This is a genomic window from Pseudoalteromonas sp. T1lg24 (assembly GCF_002964745.1).
GTDB lineage: Bacteria > Pseudomonadota > Gammaproteobacteria > Enterobacterales > Alteromonadaceae > Pseudoalteromonas > Pseudoalteromonas spongiae.
On record NZ_PQCB01000003.1, the window covers coordinates 19,191 to 34,800 of the forward strand.

Sequence of the window (15,610 nt, forward strand, 5' to 3'; positions counted from 1 at the left end):
TACCCAAGCGAGGACCTATGTCCTAAGCAATCCTTGCTTTTATAGCTAAACTACGTAGAATCCGCGCAATTTTAAATTTTTAAGGGTCAAGCCATGATCGATTCAACTCTTCCACTTCTTGATTTACACCGTCACCTTGATGGAAATGTTCGCTCAGAAACCATTTTAGATCTTGGCCTAAAATTTAATATGGATTTGCCAGCAAGCGATGTTGAGTCGCTGCGCCCGCATGTACAAGTAATTGAAAATGAGCCTGATTTACTAGGCTTTTTACAAAAACTGGATTGGGGCGTAAAAGTGCTGGGCGATTTAGACGCATGTCGTCGCATTGCCTATGAAAATATGTTTGATGCCAAAGGGCAGGGGCTTGATTACGTTGAGCTGCGTTTTAGCCCATTTTATATGGCGCAAACCCACAACCTGAATATTGCAGACGTAGTTGCTGCGGTAATTGATGGCGTAAAAGCGGGTAGTCGCGAGACGGGCGTTCAAGCAAAGTTGATTGGTATTTTATCGCGCACCTTTGGTGTTGAGGCATGCCAAGCGGAACTTGATGGCTTACTGGCGCACAAAAATGAGCTTATTGCACTCGATTTAGCGGGTGACGAGCTTGGCTTCCCAGGTAACTTATTTGAAAGCCACTTTAAACAAGCACGCGATGCGGGTTTACAGATTACCACCCATGCAGGTGAAGCAGCTGGTAGCGAAAGCATCTGGCATGCAATTAAAGAACTTGGTGCAACGCGTATTGGCCATGGTGTTAAAGCAATTGAAGATGGCGCACTGATGGATTACCTACGCGATCACCAAATTGGTGTGGAATCGTGCTTAACCAGTAATATTCAAACGAGTACAGTTGCATCAATAGCAACGCACCCACTTAAGCAGTTTTTAGCACACGGTATTTTAGCCACCATTAATACTGATGACCCAAGTGTAAGTAATATTGAAATTCGCCACGAATTTGATGTAGCTGCCCCACAAGCTGGTTTAACACAGGCAGAAATCACGCAAGCACAAAAGAACGCATTACAAATCGCGTTTTTAAGTGATAGCGAGCGTAAAGTGTTAATGGGGAAATATGCGTAACGCTATAGCGTCATTTTTCAAAAAAATGTGCGCCTCCCTGCATTCCTAAAAAGCCCATCCTTGGGCTTTATGTTACTTTTCTTTGCTTCGCCAAAGATAAAGTAACCAAAAGAAAGGCGACCGCTAAATCAAACTTTTCCTCACATCAACTTTGAATTTAAAGATAAACGCCATGAAGCAACGTCCATGTTGTACATGGCTTGCTCGACCGCTTCGCTCCCTGTCTCGCATTATCAATTCAAACCTGATACTCGGGTTTGATAAAGCGGAGGATCTTCGCAATGTTCTTTAAAGTCAATTTCGACAGTAATTGATTGTTATTTAGCCAGTCTTTTCTCAACTTCGACAATGAGTGAGTTCTCTATAAAAGATTACTTACTGGTAACGGGAAGAGATATTTGGTAAAAATATCTTAATTGAGCTCTACAAAGTATTGAATTATTTAAACACTTCGTAATAAGGATTGAATGTGTCTAATTGCAATAGTGTGAGAACCCTCCTTGGGCTACTACCAAAAGATATTGATAATGAATATATATGGTACTTCCGTGGTCATGCAGACAAAACTTATGAATTGACACCTTCTATATACAGAGATAGGAAATGGAGTTCGAATGAAGATGATCTCATTAGAGAAGTTCTCATCCGTTGTCCAAATGATTTTTCTTCGACAAGCTCTAGCTTTGAGAAGCTTGTTAAAATGCAACACTATGATTTACCCACGAGGCTATTAGATATAACTCAAAATCCATTAGTAGCTCTATATTTTGCTTGCATAGGGCTACAAGAAATAGAAAAAGATGGTGAAATCACCTTTTTTAAAATACCCCGAAAAGAAATTAAGTATTTTGATAGTGATACTGTAAGTGTGATTTCCAACTTGGCTTGGGCGAAATCTGACTTTGAAGTTCATGAATTGTATTTGAGGGACTTTCACAATCATGAAAATCATCATGCTCAAAGACTTATCCATGATATTCGTAGAGAAAAACCACACTTTACAGAGCGTATTAATGTAAATCACATATACTCAGTCGTTTGTGTTAAACCTAAATTAGATAACCCTCGAGTTATTCGTCAAGATGGTGCTTTTTTGCTTTTTGGTATTGATGGAAAAAAGTCAAAATGTGCAAGTTTACCTCAGCAGTGGATTTCAGATCGTTTTACAGTAAAAGCAAGTGAAAAAGAGAAAATATTACATCAGCTTTCAAGCGTCGGAATTTCTAAAGCAAAACTATTTCCTGAAATAGATATGGTTTCTCAATTTATTAAAAGTGACTATGGTTTTGAAGAAGGTAGCTTTAAATCAAGTGTTAAAGATTATCGCCAAGGCTTAAGTGGTTGGTTAGGTTAAGAAAAAAGTAAGTTTGGTTTCTATTTGTATTTTATATCCAATCTTGTTTTCTAGCACTTAGCATTTTCTCATTATAAGGCGTTAAGATTTACACCTTTCACCCATTAATCAAACTTGAAAGCCGGATTTAAATGAATAATGCGAGACAGGGAGCGAAGCGGTCGAGCAAGCGGGTAGAAATGGGTGAATAGCGTCTTGAGCCGAACGAAGTTCGGCTAGCTATGAGCGCGAGAAAAGGACTTCGAGCTGGAAAGCGTACAGGAATATTTAGCGCGCTGTTTCATGGCACCGAGGAATTCCAAAGGGAGATTGATGTTTTAAAAATTCATCCATGCAGCTTGGTTCTATCGGTCATCCCTGATCTCATTTCAAAACACTGTGAACTTTTGTTTCGGTTGCTTTTCAACTTTGGCTGCTTTCGCCAATGTGACAGACAGGCTTTATTTTTAGTACTTATTCAGGTTTAACTCGTTTTTTAGTTACACCCTACTCGATAATTTTTTAACCTTTAACTCATTATTAATTCTACAATTATTAAACATTATTTTATTTGTTATAGCGGTAACCTTTGTAGTTTAATATGCACTTCGTTGGATTTTCGGGAAATTACTTCTAACCCTTTTGTTATCAATGGGCATTTTGAGGTGTCGGGTTGAGAGTTATGGCTGCTGGAGATCAAGATTTATAAGAATTGTTGGAGCGTATGACATGAATTTAATGATGAGCGATAACAATTAATAGGTACAAAAAGAAGATTGTTGATGAAAAAATTTGGTTTAATTAGCGCGTTAATGTTGGGTTCTGTGTCTGTAGCTGCCAATGATGTGATGGATATTTGTTTGGTCACGGGACAGCCAAGCACGGATATTAAGGTTGAGAGCATCAAACGAATTAAAATTGCAAAGGGTTCTTACGGTAGTGTAACAGACATTTTGCCAGCGTTTGGGAAGGAAGCTAATTCTTTAGGTGCTAATGCGGTGGTTAATTATATTGGTTCTCAGCGCTTCGGTTTTTGGCCTTGGCGGCTTGTTCGTCCGATAGTTCGGGGCGAAGCTGCAAAAATTGACTTTAATAATGGGAAAACATGCGAAAGTATTGGTGGTGCAACTATTCGTAGGGTGATTGAAACAAATAAAGAGCCGCATTTAGTAAATAGCTAGTATTTAATCGAGTATAAAATAAATAATTACGTTGTCACCTTTCACCCATTAATCAAACCTGAAAGCTGAATTTAAATGAATAATGCGAGACAGGGAGCGAAGCGGTCGATCAAGCTATGTAGGAATGGGTGAATAGCGTCTTGAGACGAACGAAGTTCGGCTAGCTATGAACGCGAGAAAAGGACGTCGAGCTGGAAAGCGTACAGGGATGTTTAGCGTAGTGCTTCATGGCGTTTATGTTCACATTTGAATTTTGCTTGAAGAGTCAGTTTGATTTTTGGGGCGGCTTTTTCTTGGTTCGTTCTTTTTGGCCGTTTAAAAAGAATGAACGAGTGCGGCATGGATGCCGCAAGATAAATACATGGATGTTAATTAATAAATACTCCCTTTAACACTCCTTATATTTCTCCTGCACTAGCTTCACATAATGCGCGAGCGATTTATCGCCTTGGGTGGCAAAAGTAAGTTCCGTAAGTGATACCGCTTGAATGCGATCGATACGAAACTCACGATAATCGTTTCGTAAGCGGCAATAGGTGATTAGTGTCCATTTGCCTCCCCAATAAACCATACCTAAAGGTTCTACAAGGCGGGTGGTGGTTTGCTGCTTGGCATCGGAATAATCAATGTTTACACAACGGTGTTGCTCTATGCCTTGGCGTAAGGTGAGGGTAAAGGCTTGTTGCGCTTGGTTGTGACTCCAACCCGATACTAAATAGGGCAGATCATCCACTTTTTGTTTTAAGCTACTTGGTAAAACGGCCTCAATTTTAGCAAGTGCAGAATGAGCTTTATCGGCTAAAACAGGATCCGTCCATTCGCTTACCATGCGGCTGCCTAGCATTAAGGCTTGCAGCTCTTCGAGGGTAAACATCATGGGGGGTAGGTCACATTCTGAAATAAGGTAACCAATGCCTGCTTCGCCTTCGATGGGCACGCCCGATGTTTGTAAATGTTGGATGTCGCGGTAAATGGTGCGCTCAGATACGTTTAGTTTATCTGCTAGCTGTTTGGCGGTTACAGCAAGGCGGCGGCCTTTAAGTAAGTTAACCAGTTGAAATAAACGCTCAGATTTATGCACCATATTTCCTTAATTGAATGCGCTTTACGTATTAATTATGCGTCACAAGGTGTTTGTGACACTACATCGTAGTGCTCTAAAATAACACTTTCTTTTTCAATTAACTTGGCGAATTGCTGGCAAATTTCATTTTCATAAAATGCTTCTTGCACGCGTTTAGCGTCTGCCATGGTGGCAAAGTAAACCACATCAACGTAAATATTGTCGCTTTGTTGTTTGGCAAGTGAGCGGTACAGCACACCTGTTTGGTTATTGAAGAACTGCTGCAATGCATCATTAGCAGCGGCGAAGTCCGCTGCTTGGGTGGTTTCTGCTAATTTAAAGTTTACGATTTCGATTACGTTACTCATCATTTGTCTCCTTTGAAATGATGAGGTTATTTAATCAGGCTATTGTGTCAGGGAGTGTCAGTAGCAAATGATCTAAAAATAAAAAAGGAGCCAAATGGCTCCTTTTAGAAAATCACGATATCTATTATTTGATGAATGCAAAAGCATCTGCATACATGTTTTCGCGAATTGCGCCGTGATTAATAAAGTCATCACGTACAGGGCCAATCATATCGAAGCGACCTGCCATATAGATTTCATAAGGCTCTAGCGAAACAATATCTTTCATTACAGCTTTATGCACATAGCCTGTGTGACCTTGCCATGTGTCAGTTGCGTGCTCTACTACAGGAATAAAGTTGAAGTTAGCTTGGCTTGAAGCCCACTGTTCCATTTCTTCCTTGGCGTAAAGTGCTGATTCATCGCGTACACCCCAGTAGAAGAATACAGGGCGTGTTGATTTGATTTCAGCAAGGTGATCGGCCATTGATTTTACATATGAAAAACCTGTACCGCCCGCAAGTAACACAAGTGGTAGCTCAGATTCAGTACGTAGTTGTGAAATGCCTAAGCCCACTTCAAGTTCAGCTTGTGTATTATTAGCAAAGTGCTCTTTTAGGTGATCAAGCGCTTGCATGGCATAGCTGTTTTCTTCTGATGCACCAATATGTAATTCTAATAGCTCTGTTTGGCTTGGGCGGCTTGCGATTGAGAATGCGCGCTTATCCTTTTCACCCAATACCAGTTGCAGGTAGTGACCTGCTTCAAATGACACTGGCTCACTTGGTTTTAGTTCAACTTTATAAACAAACTCTGTTAATGGAGTAATGCTTACCACGTTTGCTTTAACTAATTGCATTTTTAAACCTTTTCACGACGCAAGTTTAACTGCGTTACTTTTCTAAAATGTTGAGTGAATCCCAAATTTCATCAACACGTTGTTTGACTTTATCGTCCATTACGATGGGTTCGCCCCATTCGCGGTCGGTTTCGCCTGGCCATTTGTTGGTGGCATCAAGCCCCATTTTTGATCCTAAGCCAGAAACAGGTGAGGCAAAGTCGAGATAATCAATTGGGGTATTTTCAATCATTGTGGTATCGCGGGCAGGATCCATACGCGTAGTAATTGCCCAAATTACATCGTTCCAGTCGCGCGCATTCACGTCATCATCACACACAATAACGAACTTAGTATACATGAATTGACGCAAGAATGACCAAACACCCATCATTACGCGTTTAGCATGACCTGGATATTGTTTTTTCATAGTAACCACGGCCATACGGTAAGAACAGCCTTCAGGTGGTAAGTAGAAATCCACAATCTCAGGGAATTGCTTTTGCAAAATTGGCACAAACACTTCGTTAAGTGCGACACCTAAAATAGCAGGCTCATCAGGCGGACGGCCAGTATAGGTGCTGTGATAGATAGGATCTTTACGGTGTGTAATATGCGTTACTGTCATCACTGGGAAGTCATCAACTTCATTGTAGTAACCGGTGTGATCGCCATAAGGCCCCTCTGGTGCCATTTCGCCCTGTTCAATATAGCCTTCTAATACAAACTCTGCGCTAGCAGGAACTTGTAAGTCGTTCGAAATTGACTTTACTACTTCTGTTTTGCTGCCACGTAACAATCCAGCAAAAGCGTATTCGCTAAGGGTGTCTGGTACAGGGGTGACTGCGCCAAGTATGGTTGCAGGGTCTGCCCCAAGTGCTACCGACACAGGATAAGGTTCACCCGGGTGTTCTTTACACCATTCTTGGTAATCGAGTGCACCGCCACGGTGTGACAACCAGCGCATAATGATTTTGTTTTTCCCCAGTAATTGTTGGCGGTAAATACCTAAATTTTGGCGCTTTTTATAAGGCCCTTTAGTTACCGTTAAGCCCCAAGTAATTAGTGGTGCTGCATCGCCAGGCCAACAGTGCTGAATCGGTAGCTTAGTTAAATCAACATCATCACCTTCAACAATCACTTGTTGGCATGGTGCCTTTTTCACTTCTTTTGGCGGCATGTTGAGTACTTGCTTAAACACAGGTAGCTGGCTTAGCGCATCTTTAATGCCTTTTGGTGGCTCTGGCTCTTTTAAAAAGGCAAGTAGCTTACCAACTTCTCTGAGTTCTGATACATCTTCTTGCCCCATACCTAAAGCAACACGCTCAGGTGTGCCAAATAGGTTGGCAAGTACAGGAATAGAATAGCCTTTTGGATTTTCGAAAAGTAGTGCAGGGCCTTTTGCACGCAAAGTGCGGTCGGCTATTTCGGTCATCTCTAAGTAGGTATCAATTTCTTGTTTGATACGCTTTAGCTGACCTTTCTTTTCTAACAGTTCGATAAAGTCCCTGAGGTCTTTATATTTCATAGTATTGTCAGGCTTTTAATAATAAAAATTGATTGGTGATAGTATAACCTTTTGCGCAACTTACGGGCAATTGTATTACCGAATACATGGTTACAATTGTTTATACTTCTGTGGGTGCTTTTTGGTTTAGCATTCAATAGAATAGGGACACAATTATACAAAAAGGATTTTTATGAAATCTTTAATCTTTACAAGTGCTCTGCTTTTTTGTGGTTCAGCTTTTGCAGCGAATGATATCTATGTTGGGTTAGATTACGCCTATAACGATTTTGAAATCGCAGATGAAACAGTGAATCCAAATGCTGTGAATTTAAAAGCGGGTTATGAGTTTTTCGACGGTATTTTTTTAGAAGGACAAGTGGCTGTTTCAAGTACGGATGATGACTTGTACCGTATGAACTTCGAGCTAGACAAATCGTATTCTCTATTCGGTCGTTTTGAATCACCCGCATCTTATGGTTTTAGTGCTGATATTTTACTGGGCTGGAGCTGGAACGATATTGCTGTAACAGGCCCAGAAGAAACATATAACAATATTGATAGTTACAATGGTTTTGCTTGGGGCATAGGTTTGAATCAAGAAATTCCTAGTTTTGAAGAGATTAAAGTCCGCTTGGGATACCAAGTATTGCATTCCGATTCAGACTTAAAACTAGCAAACTATACACTTGGCGTAAGCTATACATTTTAAAGGGAATTACATATGAAAAAGTTTAAATTATTACCTTTAGCGTTAGCGACCGCAGTTGTGCTTTCGGGGTGTAGCGAATCTGACGATCCTGCCGCGCTAATTAAAGCAGTTGAACTAGAATCGCAGCGTGCTAACGGTACTTTGGTCGAGAAGATTGAATTTAACGGTAGCGGTGTACGGTTACGTGCAGGTCAAACTCATCAACTAGTTGCGATGGGTACTGATTCTAAAGGTGAGGTTAGAGATATCTCTAAAGAAGTCACTTGGACGTCATCAAATACTGACGTTGCTACTATCGACTCAAGTGGTTTGGTAACTGCGGTAAAAGCATTAGCAGATAACCAAGGTTTAGTGACTTTTACAGCAACAACTATCAATGATATTGAAGCAACAACAGAGCTTTCAATTAGCGATAGTAAAGCAACCGCGTTAGATGTTGTTCTTAAAAACTCTGACAGTAATCAAGTTACTACCTGTGTTGACGCGCAACTCGCTGCGACAATTACATATCAAGATGGTTATGTAAGTGCTCCAGATACAAATTTATTAACTTGGCAGCTAGCAGGTTCTGCAACAGCTAGTGTTGATGCTAAAGGTCTACTATCTACTTCAGCAGAAGACAGTGAAGAGCTTACTATTACTGCAAAACATACTGATGGTGTAACTGGCAGCGATACGTTTTCAACATCAATTGCTCAACTAAGCGCGCTTACGATTCAACATTCAGATAAAAATATTGAAAGCCTTGCAATGGAGCTTGCTCAACGGGAGTCACTTAAGCCTCAGCTAACCTTATTGAATGGTGATACACATATTATTTCAAACAGTGCTATTTGGGCAGCGAGTGATAGTGCAGTTGCTGCAGTTTCAAATGAATCTGAGGTACAAGGCAATATTGTGGCACTAACATCGGGTACAACGAATGTGTTTGCTACTTGTGGTGGTCAACAGGCGCAAGTTTCTGTTGAAGTAACGGGTGATTCAACATTAAATGGCTTAAAGATAAATACCGGTGCCGAGAGCATGAGTATTAAACAAGGTGCAAAAGTATCTTTGCAGGCTTTTGCAGATCTAGCAGGCGTATCTGACGACTTTAACGTATCTGAGTTTGCTGGCTGGTCATTTTCTGGTACCGACTTAGTTACATCACAATTTAAGAAGTTAGGTACTAATGAAGCGTATTTAGAAGTGAGTGCATCAAGCTCGAAAACGGGCTCGTTTACCTTGATTTCTAGCTATCGTGGAAAATCAGAAACAATTGATATCACAGTTGTTAAATAAGCTAATCTTTTAGTTAACCAGTTCTTTGCTGGTTAATCTGAGATATGATTTTTACGCACTCAAGTCAATTGAGTGCGTAAAATTACTAAAATAAATCTATTTCACCTGCCTCGCTAGGCGCTTCAGAGTTCTCTCGCCGCAATTTAGTTCGTGTACTGGTATTCCACTCTTTATCATTAAAATCAAACAGCTCGAGCTTTTCTCGTAAGCTGGTGGCTAAGTTAAGTAAATCATCACTGGTAACCGATTGGATTTTAGAGTTTGAAAGTGCATCCGTATTTAATTCTATCATGGCATAAACCGATGATTGTGCATCATCTGACGCAGTTCTTTGTTGTTTTACCTGTTGCTGTATTTGTTCAGATAACGAGTGAATCTCATTCATTGCGTGATCTATTTGGTCTATTTCTAAATTTGCCTGCTGCGATAAATTGACTGTTTGCTGAGTCTCTTCATGTGCTTTCATCATTAACTGGTGGACTAAGTCGGTGCCAGATTGAATGCGACTTACCATGGCACTAACTTCTTTAGTCGATTCGCTGGTGCGTGCGGCAAGGTTGCGAACTTCGTCAGCCACTACCGCAAAACCTCGGCCTTGTTCGCCGGCGCGAGCTGCTTCTATGGCGGCATTAAGAGCAAGTAAATTGGTTTGTTCGGCAATGGAGTTGATAACTTCAATAATCGATGTAATTTGGTCGCTGTCTTTTTTTAGTTGTTCAAGTTGCTCACCGGTTTTTTCAATCTTAGTGGCTAGCGATGATAGGCTTTGCTGGCTGAGATCTGCATCAGAGCGTGTTTGCTTTACGGAGTCGTTGGCGTTTGTTACCGCTTGGTAAATCAAAACCAAATTGTCATCTAATTGGGCTGATACTTCTACCATGGCGGTCATTGATTGCCCGAGTGTTTCGCCATGGCTATGTTGCATTGTTGCCTTTTGCATCATCGAGCTATAGGTATCTTTTAGCTCATTTGCCATTGGATATAACCGTGCTGATGATGCATATACCTCGGTTATTAGATGGTCCATTACTTCAAGCCAGTTATCAATATAGGTGCATTCATCGGCGTAGTCTGTATTGCCATTATTTTGAAAGCGAAATTTGATGTTTACTTTCGTTGGGTTAGCAACTGCTTGAGAGAAGGATGTTAGAAAACTTGCGTCGGCTTTTTTATTTTTTTGGCTGTATCCAAGTATACCAATAATGACCAGCGACATAATACTTTGCAGTACTAAGTATAGGGTAGAGGCATCAACTAAAAACAGGATTAATAGTGAGCACAGTGCAAAAATTATTATGCTTGGAAAGAGTAGTTTATGTATTTGCATAAATCTGAAATTTAACTCTAAGTGTATAATAGTTATAGAACAGATTTTGTATTGGGCAAATAAAAACGCCAGCTAAGTGCTGGCGTTTTTTAAATTATGATGCAATTACTTTCGTTTCATTGAATCGAAGAATTCGTCATTAGTCTTACACATAGCAAGTTTATCAATTAAGAATTCCATTGCGTCGATCTCTGACATTTCGTGTACGATCTTACGAAGAATCCACATCTTCTGAAGTTCGTCAGCTTTCGTCAGTAGCTCTTCACGACGTGTACCTGAACGGTTGAAGTCGATTGCTGGGAATACACGTTTTTCCGCAATCTTACGGTTAAGGTGTAATTCCATATTACCAGTACCTTTAAACTCTTCGTAGATAACTTCATCCATCTTAGAGCCAGTATCGATAAGCGCTGTAGCTATAATCGTTAAGCTACCGCCTTGTTCAACGTTACGCGCTGCACCGAAGAAACGCTTAGGCTTATGTAGTGCATTGGCATCAACACCACCAGTAAGCACTTTACCTGATGAAGGGATTACGGTGTTGTAGGCGCGCGCTAAACGCGTAATTGAATCAAGCAGAATAACCACGTCTTTTTTGTGCTCTACTAGGCGTTTTGCTTTTTCAATTACCATTTCGGCAACTTGTACGTGGCGGCTTGCTGGTTCGTCGAATGTTGAAGCAACTACTTCACCTTTTACAAGGCGTTGCATTTCGGTAACTTCTTCAGGACGCTCATCGATAAGTAAAACGATAAGCTCGCACTCAGGGTGGTTTGAGCTAATAGACTGCGCAATGTTTTGTAGCAACATTGTTTTACCCGCTTTTGGCGGAGCTACTAATAGACCACGTTGTCCTTTACCAATTGGCGCTGCTAAATCGATTACACGGGTTGTGATATCTTCAGTACTACCATTGCCACGCTCCATACGTAAACGGTCGTTTGCGTGAAGTGGTGTTAAGTTTTCGAAAAGGATTTTAGTACGAGAGTTTTCTGGCTTGTCGAAGTTTACTTCATTAACTTTAAGTAGTGCGAAATAACGTTCGCCATCTTTTGGCGGACGAATTAATCCATTAATTGTGTCACCAGTACGTAAACTAAAGCGTCTGATTTGGCTAGGCGATACATAGATATCATCTGGCCCAGCTAAATAAGAGGCTTCGAAAGAACGAAGGAAGCCAAATCCATCTTGAAGTATTTCTAATACGCCACCGCCATAGATGTTTTCGCCGCTCTTTGCGTGAGCTTTTAAAATGGCAAAAATAATGTCTTGTTTTCTTAAGCGGCCTACATTTTCAAGTCCCATGGACTCAGCTAGTTTTACAAGTTCGTTAATCGACTTATTTTTAAGTTCGCGTAAATGCATATTGGTGGGTTCTTTAATGTTTTATTCTCAAGGTTTTTGAGTGGAAGTAATAATGAATAATTACTTAGGATAAATATGATGTAGAAAATAGCAGCTCTTGTTAAAAGCGTCCAGTCTTTATAAAAAATAATCAGTGCAAAAATGAAAAAAGGCTGGTTAAACCAGCCTTTTTCTTATGCGTTCTCTTCTAAAAACTCAACTAGTTGAGTTTTAGATAGTGCACCAACTTTAGTTGCAGCAACTTGACCGTCTTTGAACAGTAGTAATGTAGGAATACCACGAATACCAAACTTTGGCGGCGTGCCAGAGTTTTGGTCAATGTTTAATTTACCGATCGTTACACGACCAGCAAATTCTTCTGCTACTTCATCAAGAATTGGCGCGATCATTTTACAAGGACCACACCACTCAGCCCAAAAATCAACTAGTACAGGGCCGCTAGCATTAACTACATCAGACTCAAAGCTATCGTCTGTTAGTTGGATAATTTTATCGCTCATTGGGTTCTCCGATAATTTTCGCGAATTTATTTATAGCGTATTTAAACACTATTGTTTCTTATTGCAAGTTTAAGCGTTATGCTTATTCGCTATGAATAAGACACATTTAACCGAAACAAAGTTTGCCGACTTTGATATTGCGCCGGAAGTGGTTGCCGGACTTACTCGCAAAGGCTTTGAACTTTGTACGCCAATTCAGGCAAAAAGTTTACCTTATGCACTACAAAAACGAGATATTGCAGGGCAAGCTCAAACTGGTACAGGTAAAACCATTGCGTTTTTAGCTGCGACTTGTCACCACTTATTGGTCAATAGTAAAGGGGCAAGTAAACACCCAAGAGCGCTTATTATGGCGCCTACTCGGGAGTTAGCGTTACAGATTTATAACGATGCAAAAATCTTTGCACCCGACTGTAAACTTAACCTTGGCATTGTATATGGTGGCGAGGAATATGAAAAACAACAGGCACAGTTAGAAAAAGGTGTAGATATTTTAATTGGCACAACTGGCCGATTGATCGACCTATATAAGCAGGGCTGTTACAGCCTAAACGATATCGAAGTTGTAGTACTTGATGAAGCCGACCGTATGTTCGATTTAGGTTTCATTAAAGATATTCGCTATTTACTGCGTCGTATGCCTGAAGCGACAGAGCGTTTAAATTTACTGTTCTCAGCTACACTTTCATACCGTGTACAAGAGCTAGCGTTTGAGCATATGACCAATCCGATTCATGTGCAGGTTGAGCCTGAGCAAAAAACTAATCAGCGCATTCAAGAAGAGCTTTTCCACACATCTCAAGACGATAAAATTCCACTTTTGCTTACACTAATAGAAGAAGAGTGGCCAGATAAAGCGATTGTATTTGCTAATACAAAACACATGTGTGAAAACGTATATCAGTGGATGAAAGCAGACGGGCACCGTGTAGGTTTGCTTACGGGCGACGTTAATCAGAAAAAACGTATTTCAATTTTAAAGCAGTTTACTGATGGTCATTTAGACTTTTTAGTTGCGACCGATGTGCCGCACGTGGATTGCATATCGATGCAGTAAGCCATGTTTTTAACTTTGACTTACCAGATGATTGTGAAGATTATGTTCACCGTATTGGTCGAACTGGTCGTGCAGGTGCTTATGGTCATGCTATTAGCTTTGCTTGTGAGCAATACGCATACAACCTTCAGCCAATTGAAGAGTATATTGACCATGCGATCCCACTATCACATTATGATAAAACAGCATTGTTAGACGACATTCCAAAGCCGCGTTATAACCGTGCAAAGCGTCCAAACCAAAATAACCGACGCTCAAATAAACCAGCTCAAAGAAGAGCTCATAGTTAGTAGTTTTTTGAGGTATCAATGCTAACCGTTGATAAAGCAAATGATCAGAACTGTTATGCCGTTATAGATTTAGGCTCTAACAGTTTTCATATGTTAATAGCCAAAGCCGTAGCAGGCGACTTGCAAACAATTGGACGTGTTAAACGAAAGGTAAGATTAGCGGCAGGGCTGGATGAAAATAGCCAGTTAAGCATTGAAGCCATGCAAAGAGGGTGGGAATGTCTTTCCCTTTTTGCTGAGCGACTTCAAGATATTCCGAAAGATAATATTACGATTGTTGCTACCGCTACATTACGCTTAGCGGCAAATGCACAGCAATTTGTCGAAAAAGCAGAGCTAATTCTTGGTCATCCAATTCGCGTAATCAGTGGTGAAGAAGAGGCAAAAACAATCTATAAAGGGGTGGCGCACACTTCATCCACACTCGGTAAGCAACTGGTTATTGATATCGGTGGTGCCAGTACAGAAGTGGTGATTGGCGATGGCTTTGATCCTCTTTTATATAAAAGCCTAAATATGGGTTGTGTAACCTATCTTGAAAAGTACTTCGAAAATGGCTTGTTAACGCATGACAACTTCGAAGCCGCAACAAATGCAGCAAAAGAAGTTATTGCACCTGTAGTGGCTGAGTATAAACAACTTGGTTGGTTAAGTGTGTCGGGGGCATCTGGTACGGTTCAAGCTATTCAGGAAATCATGATTGCACAAAGGCAAGATGATTTACTGACGCTTGATAAACTGAATGCCATTAAACACCAAGCTGTTTTATACAAATCGATTGATAAACTCGACCTTCCTGGATTAATGCAAGAACGAAAACTTGTATTTGCATCGGGCCTTTCAATTTTAATCGCATTATTTGAAAGTTTAGATATTGAAGTAATGGGGCTTGCTGGTGGTGCATTAAGGGAAGGGGTCTTGTACTCCATGATCCCGGAGCTACATAATAGCGATATTAGAGAGCGCACAGTTCAAAGCTTTATCAGCCGTTATCATATTGATGCAACGCAATCACAACGTGTTGCGGACGTCGCACTTTTATTCGCAAAGCAAGTAAAAGACGACTGGCAGTTGAATGATGAAGACTTATCGATTCTGGACGCTGCTGCAAAGTTACATGAAACAGGCTTATTAATTGGTTATAAAAAGTATGGTCAACATGGCGCATACATAATGACGAATACAGATATGCCAGGTTTTACCAAGGCACAGAAAAACCGTGTTGTTTTTTTAGTTAAGTATCACAAAGAAGATATCGACAAGTTAAACTTTGAATCATTAGGCTGCTTTTCAGATGTGACATCTAAGTTGCTCCACATATTACGTCTATCCGTTATATTAAGTATGCGCCGAAAAGACGACGTACTACCTGAATTAAAGTTAGTTACATCAAATAATGATTTATCAATTGTTATTCCACATATATGGTTTAGCCAGCACCCACTAATGCAAGCCGAACTCGAAGCCGAGTGCGAGTATGCTCGCAAAGGCGGTCAAACTTTACACATAGCGGTTAACTAAAGCGTAAAAATATGGCGTTTTTGTTAATAAAACGCCGCTTTTGTTCGCTAAATGAGCGAACGCACCAAATTTTCAAATTTTCTTTAAAAAAGGGTTGCGCTCAGATCAAATCTCTCTATAATGCGCCTCCACCAACACGGGGAACGACGCAGCATAGCAGCGAATCACGAGTTGGTTGAGTCAAGTAAAACTGAGTTTT

13 protein-coding genes and 1 pseudogene are annotated in these 15,610 nt (G+C 40.5%); 7 read left to right on the top strand and 7 right to left on the bottom strand.

Annotated elements, in window-relative coordinates; all coding sequences use genetic code 11:
* The first annotated feature begins 93 nt into the window (after positions 1 to 93).
* The 3 genes from add to C2M30_RS01275 all read left to right on the top strand — a co-directional run bounded on the left by add (position 94) and on the right by C2M30_RS01275 (position 3,603).
* Positions 94 to 1,089, top strand: coding sequence for an adenosine deaminase (gene add, locus C2M30_RS01265; protein WP_105170397.1), 996 nt, complete (start codon positions 94 to 96; stop codon positions 1,087 to 1,089).
* Between the two features lie 469 nt (positions 1,090 to 1,558).
* Positions 1,559 to 2,443: an FRG domain-containing protein gene (locus C2M30_RS01270; RefSeq protein WP_199775860.1), complete on the top strand. Its 885-nt coding sequence runs from the start codon at positions 1,559 to 1,561 to the stop codon at positions 2,441 to 2,443.
* 761 nt (positions 2,444 to 3,204) lie between these two features.
* On the top strand, positions 3,205 to 3,603 hold the full coding sequence (locus C2M30_RS01275) for a hypothetical protein (RefSeq protein WP_199775861.1): 399 nt from the start codon (positions 3,205 to 3,207) through the stop codon (positions 3,601 to 3,603).
* A 388-nt stretch (positions 3,604 to 3,991) separates the two neighbouring features.
* Here the strand turns inward: C2M30_RS01275 and C2M30_RS01280 are convergent, their stop codons facing one another.
* The 4 genes from C2M30_RS01280 to ubiD form a co-directional block, all read right to left on the bottom strand.
* A complete protein-coding gene (locus C2M30_RS01280; RefSeq protein ID WP_105170399.1) occupies positions 3,992 to 4,687 on the bottom strand; it encodes a helix-turn-helix transcriptional regulator in 696 nt (231 codons plus the stop codon).
* A 32-nt stretch (positions 4,688 to 4,719) separates the two neighbouring features.
* On the bottom strand, positions 4,720 to 5,037 hold the full coding sequence (locus C2M30_RS01285) for a hypothetical protein (protein WP_234004663.1): 318 nt from the start codon (positions 5,035 to 5,037) through the stop codon (positions 4,720 to 4,722).
* A gap of 121 nt (positions 5,038 to 5,158) precedes the next feature.
* Positions 5,159 to 5,872, bottom strand: coding sequence for an NAD(P)H-flavin reductase (gene fre, locus C2M30_RS01290; RefSeq protein ID WP_105170401.1), 714 nt, complete (start codon positions 5,870 to 5,872; stop codon positions 5,159 to 5,161).
* A 34-nt stretch (positions 5,873 to 5,906) separates the two neighbouring features.
* A complete protein-coding gene (gene ubiD / locus C2M30_RS01295) occupies positions 5,907 to 7,379 on the bottom strand; it encodes a 4-hydroxy-3-polyprenylbenzoate decarboxylase (protein ID WP_105170402.1) in 1,473 nt (490 codons plus the stop codon).
* Between the two features lie 172 nt (positions 7,380 to 7,551).
* Between ubiD and C2M30_RS01300 the strand changes: the two genes are divergently transcribed.
* Positions 7,552 to 8,070, top strand: coding sequence for an outer membrane beta-barrel protein (locus C2M30_RS01300; RefSeq protein ID WP_100914064.1), 519 nt, complete (start codon positions 7,552 to 7,554; stop codon positions 8,068 to 8,070).
* Between the two features lie 12 nt (positions 8,071 to 8,082).
* The gene (locus C2M30_RS01305; protein WP_105170403.1) at positions 8,083 to 9,351 is read left to right on the top strand and encodes an Ig-like domain-containing protein; all 1,269 of its coding nucleotides are present in this window, start codon (positions 8,083 to 8,085) and stop codon (positions 9,349 to 9,351) included.
* Between the two features lie 85 nt (positions 9,352 to 9,436).
* Here C2M30_RS01305 and C2M30_RS01310 read toward each other — a convergent pair whose 3' ends face one another.
* The 3 genes from C2M30_RS01310 to trxA all read right to left on the bottom strand — a co-directional run bounded on the left by C2M30_RS01310 (position 9,437) and on the right by trxA (position 12,543).
* A complete protein-coding gene (locus tag C2M30_RS01310; RefSeq protein ID WP_325050721.1) occupies positions 9,437 to 10,567 on the bottom strand; it encodes a methyl-accepting chemotaxis protein in 1,131 nt (376 codons plus the stop codon).
* A gap of 216 nt (positions 10,568 to 10,783) precedes the next feature.
* Positions 10,784 to 12,043: a transcription termination factor Rho gene (gene rho / locus C2M30_RS01315; protein ID WP_010562309.1), complete on the bottom strand. Its 1,260-nt coding sequence runs from the start codon at positions 12,041 to 12,043 to the stop codon at positions 10,784 to 10,786.
* A 173-nt stretch (positions 12,044 to 12,216) separates the two neighbouring features.
* Positions 12,217 to 12,543, bottom strand: a complete 327-nt coding sequence (gene trxA / locus C2M30_RS01320) for a thioredoxin TrxA (protein WP_010562308.1) — start codon at positions 12,541 to 12,543, stop codon at positions 12,217 to 12,219.
* A gap of 91 nt (positions 12,544 to 12,634) precedes the next feature.
* Here trxA and rhlB point away from each other — a divergent pair.
* Together rhlB and gppA are read left to right on the top strand one after the other, a co-directional pair.
* A pseudogene (rhlB, locus tag C2M30_RS01325) lies at positions 12,635 to 13,890 on the top strand (ATP-dependent RNA helicase RhlB).
* A gap of 18 nt (positions 13,891 to 13,908) precedes the next feature.
* A complete protein-coding gene (gppA, locus tag C2M30_RS01330; RefSeq protein WP_010562306.1) occupies positions 13,909 to 15,411 on the top strand; it encodes a guanosine-5'-triphosphate,3'-diphosphate diphosphatase in 1,503 nt (500 codons plus the stop codon).
* Positions 15,412 to 15,610: the final 199 nt, after the last annotated feature.

Coding starts and splice junctions, on each gene's coding strand:
- add (WP_105170397.1), top strand. CDS start 94: ATGATCGATTCAACTCTTCCACTTCTTGATTTACACCGTCACCTTGAT.
- C2M30_RS01300 (WP_100914064.1), top strand. CDS start 7,552: ATGAAATCTTTAATCTTTACAAGTGCTCTGCTTTTTTGTGGTTCAGCT.
- rho (WP_010562309.1), bottom strand. CDS start 12,043: ATGCATTTACGCGAACTTAAAAATAAGTCGATTAACGAACTTGTAAAA.
- trxA (WP_010562308.1), bottom strand. CDS start 12,543: ATGAGCGATAAAATTATCCAACTAACAGACGATAGCTTTGAGTCTGAT.
- fre (WP_105170401.1), bottom strand. CDS start 5,872: ATGCAATTAGTTAAAGCAAACGTGGTAAGCATTACTCCATTAACAGAG.
- ubiD (WP_105170402.1), bottom strand. CDS start 7,379: ATGAAATATAAAGACCTCAGGGACTTTATCGAACTGTTAGAAAAGAAA.
- C2M30_RS01310 (WP_325050721.1), bottom strand. CDS start 10,567: ATGTCGCTGGTCATTATTGGTATACTTGGATACAGCCAAAAAAATAAA.
- C2M30_RS01305 (WP_105170403.1), top strand. CDS start 8,083: ATGAAAAAGTTTAAATTATTACCTTTAGCGTTAGCGACCGCAGTTGTG.
- C2M30_RS01280 (WP_105170399.1), bottom strand. CDS start 4,687: ATGGTGCATAAATCTGAGCGTTTATTTCAACTGGTTAACTTACTTAAA.
- C2M30_RS01285 (WP_234004663.1), bottom strand. CDS start 5,037: ATGATGAGTAACGTAATCGAAATCGTAAACTTTAAATTAGCAGAAACC.
- gppA (WP_010562306.1), top strand. CDS start 13,909: ATGCTAACCGTTGATAAAGCAAATGATCAGAACTGTTATGCCGTTATA.
- C2M30_RS01275 (WP_199775861.1), top strand. CDS start 3,205: ATGAAAAAATTTGGTTTAATTAGCGCGTTAATGTTGGGTTCTGTGTCT.